At 71.8% G+C, this 12,587-nt stretch carries 13 protein-coding genes; 10 read left to right on the top strand and 3 right to left on the bottom strand.

Translation table 11 applies throughout. From position 1 onward, the window contains the following. The first annotated feature begins 12 nt into the window (after window positions 1-12). Window positions 13-315 (top strand): YkgJ family cysteine cluster protein, encoded by a 303-nt coding sequence (locus JYK02_RS38860; protein WP_207058014.1) that lies wholly within the window; start codon window positions 13-15, stop codon window positions 313-315. Further along, a complete protein-coding gene (locus JYK02_RS38855) occupies window positions 312-1,289 on the top strand; it encodes an alpha/beta fold hydrolase (RefSeq protein ID WP_207058013.1) in 978 nt (325 codons plus the stop codon). Before JYK02_RS38860 ends, JYK02_RS38855 begins: the two co-directional genes overlap by 4 nt. On the opposite strand, the gene JYK02_RS38850 is transcribed toward JYK02_RS38855, so the two are convergent. Beyond that, on the bottom strand, window positions 1,290-1,811 hold the full coding sequence (locus JYK02_RS38850) for a hypothetical protein (protein WP_242589634.1): 522 nt from the start codon (window positions 1,809-1,811) through the stop codon (window positions 1,290-1,292). Between the two features lie 1,199 nt (window positions 1,812-3,010). Here JYK02_RS38850 and JYK02_RS38845 point away from each other — a divergent pair. Both JYK02_RS38845 and JYK02_RS38840 read left to right on the top strand, forming a co-directional pair. After that, entirely contained in the window at window positions 3,011-4,102 is a 1,092-nt protein-coding gene (locus JYK02_RS38845; protein WP_207058011.1) for a hypothetical protein, read from the top strand. Further along, window positions 4,099-4,704 (top strand): outer membrane beta-barrel protein, encoded by a 606-nt coding sequence (locus tag JYK02_RS38840; protein WP_207058010.1) that lies wholly within the window; start codon window positions 4,099-4,101, stop codon window positions 4,702-4,704. The genes JYK02_RS38845 and JYK02_RS38840 overlap by 4 nt, the downstream gene beginning before the upstream one ends. A gap of 21 nt (window positions 4,705-4,725) precedes the next feature. Here the strand turns inward: JYK02_RS38840 and JYK02_RS38835 are convergent, their stop codons facing one another. After that, a complete protein-coding gene (locus JYK02_RS38835) occupies window positions 4,726-5,136 on the bottom strand; it encodes a response regulator (RefSeq protein ID WP_120552676.1) in 411 nt (136 codons plus the stop codon). Between the two features lie 295 nt (window positions 5,137-5,431). On the opposite strand from JYK02_RS38835, the gene JYK02_RS38830 reads away from it, so the two are divergent. Next, window positions 5,432-6,835 (top strand): DEAD/DEAH box helicase, encoded by a 1,404-nt coding sequence (locus tag JYK02_RS38830; protein WP_207058362.1) that lies wholly within the window; start codon window positions 5,432-5,434, stop codon window positions 6,833-6,835. After that, window positions 6,822-8,036, top strand: a complete 1,215-nt coding sequence (locus JYK02_RS38825) for a DUF790 family protein (protein ID WP_207058009.1) — start codon at window positions 6,822-6,824, stop codon at window positions 8,034-8,036. The genes JYK02_RS38830 and JYK02_RS38825 overlap by 14 nt, the downstream gene beginning before the upstream one ends. 14 nt (window positions 8,037-8,050) lie before the next feature. Here JYK02_RS38825 and JYK02_RS38820 read toward each other — a convergent pair whose 3' ends face one another. Beyond that, window positions 8,051-8,416: a helix-turn-helix transcriptional regulator gene (locus JYK02_RS38820; RefSeq protein ID WP_120528580.1), complete on the bottom strand. Its 366-nt coding sequence runs from the start codon at window positions 8,414-8,416 to the stop codon at window positions 8,051-8,053. A 129-nt stretch (window positions 8,417-8,545) separates the two neighbouring features. On the opposite strand from JYK02_RS38820, the gene JYK02_RS38815 reads away from it, so the two are divergent. The 4 genes from JYK02_RS38815 to JYK02_RS38800 all read left to right on the top strand — a co-directional run bounded on the left by JYK02_RS38815 (window position 8,546) and on the right by JYK02_RS38800 (window position 12,570). Then, complete coding sequence (locus JYK02_RS38815) at window positions 8,546-8,908, top strand: response regulator (protein WP_207058008.1); 363 nt, start codon at window positions 8,546-8,548, stop codon at window positions 8,906-8,908. 77 nt (window positions 8,909-8,985) lie between these two features. Beyond that, the gene (locus tag JYK02_RS38810) at window positions 8,986-9,825 is read left to right on the top strand and encodes a metallophosphoesterase family protein (RefSeq protein ID WP_207058007.1); all 840 of its coding nucleotides are present in this window, start codon (window positions 8,986-8,988) and stop codon (window positions 9,823-9,825) included. Between the two features lie 84 nt (window positions 9,826-9,909). After that, the gene (locus tag JYK02_RS38805) at window positions 9,910-11,214 is read left to right on the top strand and encodes a DUF418 domain-containing protein (RefSeq protein WP_207058006.1); all 1,305 of its coding nucleotides are present in this window, start codon (window positions 9,910-9,912) and stop codon (window positions 11,212-11,214) included. 66 nt (window positions 11,215-11,280) lie between these two features. Next, entirely contained in the window at window positions 11,281-12,570 is a 1,290-nt protein-coding gene (locus JYK02_RS38800) for a DUF418 domain-containing protein (RefSeq protein WP_207058005.1), read from the top strand. The last annotated feature ends 17 nt before the right edge of the window (window positions 12,571-12,587 follow it).

Below are 12,587 nucleotides of genomic sequence, written 5' to 3'. Positions count from 1 at the left end.
CCGAGGAGCTTCATGGAGTGCACCTGCTGTGGCGCCTGCTGCGTGGCGCCGGACATCGCCGCGCTGGACAAGCCGCTGGGGTTGCGCTGCCCGCACCTGGGCGCGGACAACCTCTGCACCGTCTATGACCGGCGGCCCCAGGTGTGCCGGGACTACGCGGCGGACGAGGTGTGCCGCCGCATCGAGGCCCCCACGCTGGAGGAGCGCGTGCACAACTACCTGGCGCTGTTCCAGCTCACCGCGGAGGCGAAGGCGGTGCGCGAGTCCGGCTGCGCCTCCATGCGCATGGCGCGCGCCCTCCGGGAGCGGAAGTGACGTTCCAGCCCACCGAGCCGTTCGTCCCCGCGCCGGGCCTTCGTGGCCCGCATGCGCAGACCATCTACGCGTCCGTCGTGCGCCCCACCCGCGTGCCGCCCCTGCGACGGGAGCGGCGCGATCTGCCGGACGGGGACTTCGTCGACCTGGACACCTTCGACGGCCCGACGGGCGCGCCGCACGTGGTGGTGCTGCACGGCCTGGAGGGGTCGTCCCAGGCGGGCTACGTCACGGAGGTGCTGCGGGGCGCGGCGAAGCGCGGCTGGGGCGCCACGGCGATCAACTTCCGCTCGTGCAGCGGCGAGCCGAACCGCCTTCCGCGCGCATACCACTCCGGGGACACGGCGGACACGCTGCTGGTGATGGCGGACGTGCGCGCGCGCATCACCGGGCCGATGCTCGCGGTGGGCTTCTCGCTGGGTGCCAACGTGCTGTGCCGGCTGCTGGAGGAGACGGGAGACGGGGCGCCCGTGGTGGCCGCCGCGTCCATCAGCGCGCCGTACGATCTGGACGCCTGCTGCCGGAAGCTGGATGGCGGCAGCAGCGGCTACCATTGGCTCTACCGCGAGCGATTCCTGCGCACGCTCAAGAGCAAGGCCCGCGCGAAGCTGCAGCGCTTCCCCGGCGCGTTCGACGGGGTCCGCATGGAGGCGGCGCGCACCATCCGGGGCTATGACGACGTGGTCACCGCGCCGCTGCATGGCTTCCGGGACGCGACGCACTACTACCGGGAGGCTTCAGCCGGGCCGCGGCTCGCGGACATCCGCCGGCCCACGCTGCTCTTGAGCTCCGCGGATGATCCGATGCTGGAGGCGCCGGTGATTCCGCCCTCGGCGCGGGACAACCCGTTCCTCAGCGTGGTGCTGACCGGACAGGGCGGCCACGTGGGCTTCGTCGCGGGCAGCGTGTTCCGTCCGTACTTCTGGGCGGAGGCGCAGGCGCTCGCGTTCTTCGAGCGGGTGCTCGCCGGCTGATCAGCCGAAGAAGAACATGAAGCCGAGCTTTCCGGACGGCTCCAGCTTGCGCATCATCCACGACTGCGTCTCCACGGGAGACAGCGAGTCGCGGAAGGGCTCATCCAGCTTCTGGAGGCTGGGGACGTCCATCTCCATGACGCTCATGCCGCCGCGCACGAAGAAGCTCAGGCGCCGGGTGGCGTTGAACTCCAGGCCCAGGTGCGTGCTGAAGTACGTGTAGCCCACGCGCTCCATGGAGGAGGCGGGCAGCTGCGTGCGATCCCCGAGCCGCTGGTTCAGCGTCTTCATGCTCGCGGCCTGCGCGTGCCCGAACTCCCATGAGAACGAGGGCGAGAACTTGCCCCTGAGCGGGAGCAGCGTGAGGCCCGCGCGCAGGGCGCCTCGCAGCCCGTTGTGCGCGCCACCGATGTGCAGCCGCAGGTGCGGCGAGGGGCGGATGACGCCGGAGAGGCCCGCCCCTTCGGGCATGCCCGCGTCGAGCATCAGACCGAAGGGCGCCAGCCGCTCCGGATCATTCATGCGACGACGGGCTTCCCCCTGTTGCACTTGAGCCTGCGGCAACTGCACCCGCTGTGCAGTCTGAGCCATGGCCGCGTGAGCAGCCAGGACCGCTACCGCCGCGGTGACGATGGACACCGCTCCCATGAGGCTTCTCCCCGTTCCAGACATCGCGCCCCTGCGCGATGAGATTTGCGAGGTACGCCGGATCCCGGGAGCGCTCCCTCCTCGAGACCCGGCTGCGTGTTGCTCCCCCCGACCCGCCACTCCACACCCGCCACCGCCACACGTCCGGTGCTGACTGTCGCGTCGCCGGATACCGCCGTCGGCTGGATCGCGAAGCGCTCGCACCGCCACGTCTTGATTCACTGCCCTTCACGTCTCCCGTCCGGCGACCACGACCGCTTTGCCGGACTCCCCCAAACTGCGCACTGCCCCGTCCCGCCGCCCAGCCCCCGTCCTGCGTGCTGCCTGCTGCCTTGCTCGACCGCACTGCCTGCTGATCCGTGCTGCGTGCTGCTGTTGCGTCCCCCTCCTCCGTCCCGCCCGTCCTGCCCCGTGCTGCCCCAACCCCGTCCCGCCCGTACTGCCCGTGCTGCGTGCTGCCCCAACCCCGTCCCGCCCGTACTTCCCCAACCCCGTCCCGCCCGTGCTGCCCCGTGTTGCCCTTGCTGCCCCGACCCGCCCTACCCCGTCCCGCCCGTACTGCCCCGTGTTGCCTTTGCTGCCCCGACCCCGTCCCGCCCGTACTGCCCCGACCCGCCCTACCCCGTCCTGCCCGTACTGCCCCGTTCAACCCTTGCTGCCCCGACCCGCCCTACCCCGTCCTGCGTGCTGCCCCGTCCCGCCCGTCCTGCCCCGTTCAACCCTTGCTGCCCCGTCCCGCCCTGCCCCGTCCTGCTTTGCTCCCCCAACCCCGTCCCGCCCTGCCCCGTCCTGCCTTGCTGCCCGTCCCGCCCTGTTCCCCCCGAAGCAGTGCGGCTTCCCCCCCACCGACTCCGTCCCCCCCGCCGTGCTGCCCGTTCCTGATGCCGGAGAGCCTTAGCATTCGCCGTGCCGACGCTTCTCTCCGAGATATTCCCCTTTGATATCAAGCACTTGAACCATCCAGCCTGGAAGAACGGGCCAGGCTGTGGGCGCGGAGCCGGAAAAAACTCCTGACCCTTCGGGGCCCCGGCCTAACGTGTGACAGCCTTGTTGACGGGATGATGGAGGAACCCGTGCGCCTTCCAGTCGCCGCCGCGCTGCTCAGCCTGGTCGCCTGCTCCGAATCGACCGAAGGCACCACCCCGAAGCTCGAGGGCCTCATCAATCCGCTGCAGCGGCTGGTCACCCCCGCGCGCGTCTGCAACGCCGGTGGCGGCGCGGCGGGATGGCGCCTGGAGCTCATCGGCAGCCGCTTCACCCCCGTGCCCCGCGACGCGCTCACCGACACGCCCTCCGTGGAGCTGCCCCAGGTCTCGCTGAGCGGCCCGAGCGACTACACGCTCCCCGCCGACCACCTCTTCTTCGCGCGCACCGAGCTCATGCGGATGGACCTGCCCACCCGCGACAGCACGCCGTCCAACGTGCTGCCCCCCGGCGCCTATACCGTCTCCGTGACCAACCCCCTGGGCGGCACCTCCGAGCTCGAGGACGCCCTGCGCGTCGTGCCGCCGCCGGTCATCACGAACGTCACCGCGCCCCAGGGCTTCCACTACAGCGCCGGCAGCCCACTCATCCTCGAAGGCAGCGGCTTCCGCTCGGACGCGCTGCCGCTCATCGTCCTCCAGCGTGAAGGCCAGGAGGACCAGCCCCTCTTCACCCTCGCCGTCGTCTCCGACACGCGCATCGAAACCGAGGTGCCCCCCGCGACGCCCGAAGGCACCTACGCGCTCACCCTCACCAACCCCGAGGGCTGCGCCACCACCCGGCCGCAGGCGCTCACCGTCGACTACGCGCAACTGGGCGCCCTCGGCGTGGCACCGCGCAGCGGATCCGCCACCAGCGACACCACCCTCACCCTGACCAACCCCACGTCCCCCGGCTCGACGCCCTTCACGTCACCCGGCACCCACGAGGTGTACCTCGTCGCGCCCGTGAAGACGGACCCGGGCCAGACGGTGAACATCCCGCTGTACGACGTGCAGTTCGTCTCCGCGACGCAGCTCAAGGCCACCGTGCCCACGTGCTCCGGCTTCGACCCGCGGCCCGTCACCGACCCCGCGTGCCCCGGCGGCGTCGTGCCCGGCACCTACGGGCTCATCGTCGCGGACCCCAGCGGCGCCTTCGGAACCATCCCCGCGTCCTCCGGCTTCACTGTCTCCCCATGAACGCGCTCGCACTGCTCGCGGTCGCGGCGCTGGCCGCCGCTCCCTCCTCCAAGAAGGACAACGGAGGCCCCTTCTTCATCGCGCCCAAGGCAGGCTTCATCAAGCCCGTCACGTCCCTGGGCGGCGACCTCTTCCTGGGCGCCGAGGTGGGCTACGTCACGCCCCTGCTCCAGCGGCGGCTCGCGCTGGTGCTGGAGGTGAACTACCACCGGCCCTCCACGACGGGGACGCTGCGCGGGCCCCAGTTGGACAACCTGGGCCAGCCCATCGAGTCCCCGTACACGCTCGCCGAGCGCGAGGTGGCCATCCAGCTGTCCGCCGTGTTCCGCTTCCCGCGCGCGTTCGGGCCGCTCACGCCCTACGTGGGCGCGGGCCCGGGCCTGTACCTGCACCGTGCGACGGTGGAGTCGTTCGACAGCACCGCGTCGGAGAGCGGCGGCGGGCTCGGCTTCCAGGCGCTCGCGGGCGCGGAGCTGCCGCTGGGTCCGGGCGGCGCCTTCCTGGAGGCGAAGTACCACTTCGCCCCGGTGGACTTCCTCACCACCGGCGACGTGAACGCGGGCGCGGTGCTCGCGGCCGTGGGCTACCGGCTGCGCCTGTAGTCGCGCGAAAGCCCCAGGCCCTCAGGCCCGGCCCACCGGCGGGCGCAACATCCGCAAGAGGTGCTGGGCCAAGAGGTCGCGCGTGGCCTGGAGCACGGAGCCCATCAGGTGGTGCAGCGCCTCCGCGGTGTCGCCGTGGGCTTCGCGCACGCGCTCCGAGCGGCCGTCGAAGATGCGCAGCCGTCCGGGCACCAGCGAGATGACCGGCAGCGACGGGTGACGCTTTCGCAAGAGGCCCAGGAACAGCGGGTGGTCCTCGTCCGGGCGGCGCAGGTCCACCACCACCAGCGCGGGCTTGTTCTCCTTGATGGAGGCGAAGGCGTCATCGGGCTCGCCGGTGGCGGACACCTCCACGTCGGGCTCCGCGTCCAGGAAGCGGCTGAGCAGCGCGCGGGACGCCGGATGCGGACTGACGACGAGGACCCGCATCAGCGCGACGCCCGGAAGGACACGGGCCTCCAGCCGGCGGGCGGAACACGGCGAGCAGCGGCGGGGCGGGTCCAGGCCATGGGGGAAGCAGGTAACGCCCTGGCCCCCCACAAAGCAATCCGTCCCGCGTGCGGAAGGGCTCGCAGTGCCTCCAGGCAGCCAGCCGCCCGCGCCCGTGGTTTCCTCCCGCCGTGCGGGCCACAGTGGCGGAGCGCCCTCCAACCCGCTACTTCCCTTCCCGCGCGCATCTCCCCCCACGTCGGTTCCCCTCGCGTCCCGAGCCTCCGCCATCGAGCCCCTGCCCTCCCCCCTCACCGAGCTGCACTACGACAGCGGCACGCTGGTGGCGCCGACGCTGCCCGACGATGAGCGCCTGCATGCGCTCTTCCAGAAGGACGGGCGCACGGGCGTCTTCCGCGCCCCCGCGCTGCACTACCGCGACGTCGTCCTGCGCCTGCGTGAATGCGGGCTGCCCTACGAGGACCGCGCGAAGCGCTTCGAACCGGTGGAGCTGCCCCTCACCGTCCCCATCGAGCCGTTCCCGCACCAGCGCGCCGCGCTGGAGGCCTGGACGCGCGCGGGGGGCCGGGGGCTGGTGGAGCTGCCCACCGGCGCGGGCAAGACGCTGCTGGCGGTGCTGGCCATCGCGTGGGTGAAGCGGCCCACGCTGGTGGTGGTGCCCACGTTGGATTTGATGGCGCAGTGGCAGGGCGTGCTGGCGAAGCACTTCTCCGGCCCGGTGGGCATGGTGGGCGGCGGCGTCAACGACCGGCAGACGCTCACGGTGACGACGTACGACTCCGCGGCGATGCAGATGGAGTTCACGGGCAACCGCTTCGGCCTGCTCATCTGCGACGAGTGCCACCACCTGCCCGCGCCCAGCTACCGCTTCATCGCGGAGGGGACGCTCGCGCCCTACCGGCTGGGGCTCACCGCGACGCTGGAGCGCGCGGACGGCGGCGAGCGCGTCTGTGAAGAACTGTTGGGCCCGCTGGTGCACCGCACCGGCATCGACGAGCTCCAGGGCCAGTACCTGGCGCCCTATGAAGTCCGCCGCATCGAGGTGCCGCTGACGCCCGACGAGAAGACGCGCTACGACGAGGCGCGGGGCCGCTACCTCACGTTCGTGCGCAGGCTGGGCGTGCCGCTCGCGTCGCCGGAGGGCTGGGCGCGCTTCCTGGCCCAGAGCCAGCGCAGCGACGAGGGGCGCGCGGCGTACCGCGGCTACCGCGAGCAGCGCCGCATCGCGCTCACCTCCAGCGGCAAGCTGGACGCGCTCTGGAAGATATTGCTGGAGCACCGCGAGGACCGCGTCATCGTCTTCACGGACGACAACGAGACCGTCTACACGCTGGCGCGCAGGCTGCTCCTGCCAGCGCTCACGCACCACACGCCGTTGCCGGAGCGCAAGGCGCTGCTGGCCGCGTTCGCCAGCGCGGAGCTGCCGGTGCTGCTCACGTCCCGCGTGCTCAACGAGGGCGTGGACGTGCCGGAAGCGCGCGTGGGCGTGGTGCTCAGCGGCAGCGGCAGCGTGCGCGAACACGTGCAGCGCCTGGGCCGCATCCTGCGAAAGCGCCCCGGCAAGCGCGCCCTGCTGTACGAGGTGTGCTCCGCGCAGACGGCGGAGAGCGGCATCAGCGAGCGGCGCAGGCAGCACCGCGCCTACCAGGAACCGGAGGGCCCGCCCGATGCTGACGCGTGAGCTGCTCGCCTCGCGCGTGCGCGAAGGCATCCTGCGGCCGTCCTTCGTGAAGACGCACGACCCGTCCCTCCAGGCGCTCGCGAAGGAGCTGCTCGCGGACGCGGAGGCCTTCCGGGGCCAGAGCCGCGACGACGTGGAGGAGGCCTTCAGCCTCAAGGCCGGCGCGTTCAGCCGCCCCAAGGTCGCGCGCGGGCTGGTGAAGCTGCTGCTGGACCGGCTCCTCTTCGACGAGGCCGGCGAAGGCGCCACGGAGGCGCGCTGGCGCACGCTGCTCGTGGGCGCGAAGGTGCTGCGGACGCTCTCTCCAGACACGACGCTGGAGGCCTACGAAGCGCGCCTCACCGAGGCCTTGGACGCGCCACTGCCCGACACCCGCGAGGCGCTGTACTCGGACCTGCCCGGCAACCGGAAGCTGCTGGGCTGGGACGGCGAGGCGCTCACGCCACAGGGGCTCCTGGACCGCTACAACCTGGCGCTCGCGCAGGGGCCGCTGCTCAACGCCCGGCGCCTCACGCTGCGCGCCCGGTCGCCGGAGCTCTTGCGCGTGCGCAAGCTCCTGCGGTGGCTGAAGTTCTGCCGGCTGGTGGCGGAGGTCCGGCGCGACGGCGAGGACTGGTCCCTGGAGGTGGAGGGCCCTGGCGCGATGCTGTCCCTGCAGAAGAAGTACGGCCTGCAGCTCGCGAGCTTCCTCTCCGTGGTCCCCGTCCTGGAGCGCTGGGAGCTCTCCGCGGTGCTGGAGGACGCGCGCAAGCGCTCCACGCTCCAGCTCTCCCACGAGGATCCGCTGGTGTCCCCGCTGCCCGCCGCGCTGGGGCACGTGCCGCCGGAGGTGGCCGCGCTGGCGCAAGGCTTCGAGGATGACGCCTGGGCGCTGGACCTGACGCCCCTGCCCCGCCACACCGGCGCCGCCGGCCTGTGCGTGCCCGACCTCACCTTCCGCCACCGGAAGACGGGCCAGGAGGTCGCGCTGGAGCTGTTCCACCCGTGGCACGCGGCGCCGCTGTCACGCCGGCTGGCGGAGCTGCGCGCGCGCCCCGACGCGGGGCTGCTCCTGGGCGTGGACCGCGCGCTGGCGAAGGAGTCGGCGGAGCGGCAGGTGCTGGAGGATCACCCGCAGGTGGTGCTCTTCAACGGCTTTCCCTCCGTCCGGAAGCTGCGGGAGCGGCTGTCGCGCTGGGACGGCGCGGCGGAGGCCGGATGAGCCCCCGCGGGTCTTCAGCTGCGCGGTTTGAACTGCGAGGCCAGCACGCTGAGGATGCGGATGGAGCCCCGGTCCAGTTGCTTCGCGCGGCGCAACAGCCGGCGCAGCTCCGCGGACTCGCCATAGTCGGACGGAGGCTCCGCGGCCCACTTCACGTCCTGCGACGGCTTCAGACCCAGCGCCTCGTCCGCGGAGATGGACAGCACCACGCACAACCGACGGAAGGTCTGGATGCTGGGCAGCATGTGCCCGCGCTCCAGCCGCCCATAGACTTCACTCGCGATGCCGATGCGCTCCGCCACGTCCGCCTGGGTCAGGTTCAGGCGGGTGCGGGCGACGCGGGCCGCACCTCCGAGCCGGGATGCGAGGGTCTTTTCCATGGGGTCGTTAACCTACCGGGTTCGCCCATGTCGATATGACTTGAGAGGTTGGCTTCCAAGAACTTCCGGGGTAGGCTTTTCGCGACACAACCTCTTGCGTCAAGCCTGTCCGCACCACCCACTGCCTTCATGCGAGAGCCCTCCAGCCCCCCTCCCAGCTTCCTGTTCGTGGACGCGGATCCACGCGCGCTCGCGGCGCTGCGGCGGCTGTCCCGTCACCTGCCCGGCGACAAGCGCTTCGCCCAGGGCGTGCGCGAAGCGGAGCGGCTGATGGGGGAAGCACCGCCGTCCGTGGTGGTGAGCGGATACGGCCTGCCGGATGGTGACGGCCTGTGCCTGCTCACGTGCGTGCGCGCCCGGCATCCGCGCGCCGCCTGCGCGCTGCATACCTCGCTTCCGCCGTCGCGCGGGCTGCGGGAGAAGGGCATCACCTGGATGGACCGCGCCGCGCCTCCGCAGCAGGTGCTGGCGCTGCTGGCGTCGTTGGGTTGACGGCGGGGTTGGCGGCCCGCCGTTCCCATGGCGCGCGCGGCCGTGCGCGTTAAGGTAGGGCTTCCCGTGCGCACACCATGAAGCTCTACGCCATCAGCGACCTGCACCTGCGGCACAAGGAGAACCACGAGGCGCTGGCGGCATTGCAGCCGCGCCCGGACGACTGGCTCATCGTCGGCGGAGACGTGGGCGAGACGCTCGCGGACATGGAGCTGATGCTGCGCACGCTCACCGCCCGCTTCCGCCAGGTCGTCTGGGTGCCGGGCAACCATGAGCTGTGGACCATGCCCTCGGAACAGCCGCCGCTGAAGGGCGAGGCGCGCTACCTGCGCATGGTGGACCTGTGCCACCGCTACGGCGCGCTCACGCCGGAGGACCCGTATCCGCGCTGGCCGGGCGAGGGGCCCCACCGCGTCGTCGTCCCCATGTTCCTGGGCTACGACTACACCTTCCGCCCGGACACCGTGCCCGCGGACAAGGCGCTGGAGTGGGCCTGGGAGGACGACCTGATGTGCACGGACGAGGTGCTGCTCCACCCGGAGCCGTACCCCACCCGTCAGGCCTGGTGCCACGCGCGCGTGGAGCGCACCCGCGCGCGGCTGGAGCGGCTGCCGCCGGGGTGCTCCACCATCCTCATCAACCACTACCCGCTGCGGTACGAGCACGTGCGGCTGCCGCGCATCCCGAGATTCTCCATCTGGTGCGGCACGCGCCTCACGGAGGACTGGCACACGCGCTACCGCGCGGAGGTGGTGGTGACGGGGCACCTGCACATGCCCTCCACGCTGTGGCGCGACGGCGTGCGCTTCGAGGAGGTGTCGCTGGGCTACCCCATGCAGTGGCGCCACCGCGGCGGACTGGAGCGCTGCCTGCGCGAGGTTCTGCCCGGTCCGGAGAAATCCATCCCGCCGCTGTGACGTCGTGAGTCACCGGGCGAAGCGGCGTGCGTCACACCCCGTGCGTTTGACGGTGCGGCGCACGCGGGCGTGTAGTGGCGCCCCATGTCCGAGCCCTCCTCCGCCGGTCCCGTCGACGCCTCCGAGCGCGTGCACCTGCTGGACGCCCTGCGCGGCTTCGCGCTCTTGGGTGTCTTCATCTCCAACAGCCTGAGCTGGTTCAGCGGCCGCTCCCTGCTGCCGCGCGAACAGGCGAAGGCGCTGACGGCGTCCACCCTGGAGACGGTGGTCAACTCGCTCTACGGCTTCTTCGTGGACCAGAAGTTCATCACCCTCTTCTCCCTCCTCTTCGGCATGGGCTTCGCGCTGCAGATGACGCGCGCGGAAGGAAGGGGCACGTCCATCGTGCCGGTGTACCGGCGCCGGCTGCTGGTGCTGTTCGGCATCGGCGCGGTCCACATGTTCGGGGTGTGGGTGGGGGACATCCTCAGCACCTACGCGATGGTGGGCTTCGCGCTGCTGCTGTTCCGCAGGCGCTCGGACCGGACAGTACTCACCTGGGTGGCGGTGCTCTTCGTCGTGCTGCCGCTCACGCTGTCCATCGCGCAGCGCTACGGCCCGGAGCTGCTGCACGGCAAGGAGGCCGCGGAGGCCTCCGCCAAGGCCACGCGCGAGGAGGAGGCCGCGCACCGCACGGCGTTCTTCACCGGCCTGTCCAGCCACTCGGTGGTGGCGTCGCAGCAGGCCAACGCCGTCTATGCCTGGCAGAACCTGCCCAACCCGGGCCGCCCCATCTGGCTGTGCATCATCCTGGGCCGCTTCCTGCTGGGCCTGTGGGCCGGACGCCACCGGGTGCTGGAGGAGGTGGAGCGCCACCGCAAGCTGCTCGTCCGGGTGATGGCGTGGGGGCTGGCGGTGGGCGGCGCCGTCGCCACCCTGTCGCTGGTGCTCAACCTGATGTACCGGAACGTCCCCGGCGGCGGGCCCCTGGGCGGGGTCAACCCGCCGGTGTGGATGGTGGGCATGCGCACCCTGCGGGAGGTGGGCTTCCTCTTCATGGGCACGGGCTACGCGGCGGCCTTCGCGCTGCTCTTCCAGAAGGCGCGCTGGCGCAGGGTGCTGGGGGTGCTCACGCCCGTGGGCCGCATGGCGCTGACGCTCTACCTCATGCAGTCCGTGGTGAGCATCTGGCTGTATGACGGCTGGGGGCTGGGGCTCGTGGGGCACACGCCGCCGTCGCGCACGGTGCTGCTGTGCCTGGGCGTCTTCGCGGCGCAGGTCGCCTTGAGCCACTGGTGGCTGGCGCGCTTCCGCTTCGGTCCGGTGGAGTGGCTGTGGCGCTCGCTCACCTACGGCCGCGCGCAGCCCATGCGCCTGGCCTCCGCTGGCGAGGCGCGCGCCGCGCACTGAGCGCCTGCTGGCCGTGCAGGGGGGCTCGATTGACGCTGCCGAGGACGACAGCGTGTAGTCCCCGGCATGTCTGAAACACCCTCCGCAGGTCCCACCGAGCGCTCCGAGCGCGTCCACGCCCTGGACGCCTTGCGCGGCTTCGCGCTGGTGGGCGTCTTCATCTCCAACAGCCTGAGCTCCTTCAACGGCCGCATGCTCCTGCCGCGCGAGGAGGCCCTGGCGCTGGCGTCCGCCCCGCTGGACGTCGCGGTCAACTCGCTCTTCGGCCTCCTCGTCGACCAGAAGTTCGTCACCCTCTTCACCTTCCTCTTCGGGCTGGGCTTCGCGCTGCAGATGACGCGCGCGGAGGCGAAGGGGGCGTCCATCGTCCCGATGTACCGGCGCCGGCTGGCCGTGCTGTTCGGCATCGGCCTGGTCCACATGTTCGGGGTGTGGGTGGGGGACATCCTCGCCACGTACGCGGTGGTGGGCTTCATGCTGCTGCCGTTCCGCAAGCGCTCCGACAAGGCGGTGCTCGTCTGGGCGGCGGTGCTGCTGTTCGCCTTCCCCATCACCTTCACCGTCGGACAGCGGGTGCTCCCCACGGTGCTCCACGGCGCGGCGGAGGCGGAGCGCGCCCAGAAGGCCACGCGGGACGAGGAGGCGGCGCACCGCGCGGAGTTCCTCGCCGGCCTGTCCAGCGACTCGGTGGTGACCAGCCAGTGGGCCAACGTGCGCTTCGGCTGGGCGGGGATGAACAACCCCAGCCGCCCGCTGCTGCTGTCCATCGTCCTGGGCCGCTTCCTGCTGGGCCTTTGGGCCGGACGCCGCGGGCTCATCCAGGACGTGGAGCGCCACCGTCCGCTGCTGCGGCGGCTGGCGGCCTGGGGGCTGGGGGTGGGCAGCGTCATCGGGCTGCTCGTGATGGTGCTCAACCTCGTCTACCGGGGCGTGGCCAGTCCGCCGGGCTGGCTGGCGTGGCTGCGCACCCCGCGCGACGTGGGCTACCTCTTCATGGGCACGGGCTACGCGGCGGCCTTCGCGCTGCTCTTCCAGAAGGAGCGCTGGCGCAAGGTGCTGGGCGTGTTCACGCCCGCGGGCCGCATGGCGCTGACGTGCTACCTCATGCAGTCCGTGATGGGCCTGTGCCTGTATGACGGCTGGGGACTGGGGCTCATCGGCCACACGCCGCCGTCGCGCACGGTGCTCTACTGCGCGGTCCTCTTCGCGGCGCAGCTCGCCTTCTGCCACTGGTGGCTGGCGCGCTTCCGCTTCGGCCCGGTGGAGTGGCTGTGGCGCTCGCTCACCTACGGCCGCGCGCAGTCCATGCGCCTGGCCCCCGAGGGCACGGCGAGCCCGGCGGGCGCGGCGCACTGAGGCAAAAAAAGAACCCC

This window comes from Corallococcus macrosporus (genome assembly GCF_017302985.1).
Taxonomy (GTDB): Bacteria; Myxococcota; Myxococcia; order Myxococcales; family Myxococcaceae; genus Corallococcus; species Corallococcus macrosporus_A.
Note: the sequence above shows the minus strand (reverse complement) of the source record. Positions and strands in the feature narration are given on the sequence as shown.

Bases quoted from the DNA above. Each gene is read 5' to 3' on its own strand.
- JYK02_RS38820 (WP_120528580.1), bottom strand. From the start codon at position 8,416: ATGGAAAAGACCCTCGCATCCCGGCTCGGAGGTGCGGCCCGCGTCGCC.
- JYK02_RS38805 (WP_207058006.1), top strand. From the start codon at position 9,910: ATGTCCGAGCCCTCCTCCGCCGGTCCCGTCGACGCCTCCGAGCGCGTG.
- JYK02_RS38815 (WP_207058008.1), top strand. From the start codon at position 8,546: ATGCGAGAGCCCTCCAGCCCCCCTCCCAGCTTCCTGTTCGTGGACGCG.
- JYK02_RS38810 (WP_207058007.1), top strand. From the start codon at position 8,986: ATGAAGCTCTACGCCATCAGCGACCTGCACCTGCGGCACAAGGAGAAC.
- JYK02_RS38860 (WP_207058014.1), top strand. From the start codon at position 13: ATGGAGTGCACCTGCTGTGGCGCCTGCTGCGTGGCGCCGGACATCGCC.
- JYK02_RS38840 (WP_207058010.1), top strand. From the start codon at position 4,099: ATGAACGCGCTCGCACTGCTCGCGGTCGCGGCGCTGGCCGCCGCTCCC.
- JYK02_RS38850 (WP_242589634.1), bottom strand. From the start codon at position 1,811: ATGAATGATCCGGAGCGGCTGGCGCCCTTCGGTCTGATGCTCGACGCG.
- JYK02_RS38800 (WP_207058005.1), top strand. From the start codon at position 11,281: ATGTCTGAAACACCCTCCGCAGGTCCCACCGAGCGCTCCGAGCGCGTC.
- JYK02_RS38825 (WP_207058009.1), top strand. From the start codon at position 6,822: ATGCTGACGCGTGAGCTGCTCGCCTCGCGCGTGCGCGAAGGCATCCTG.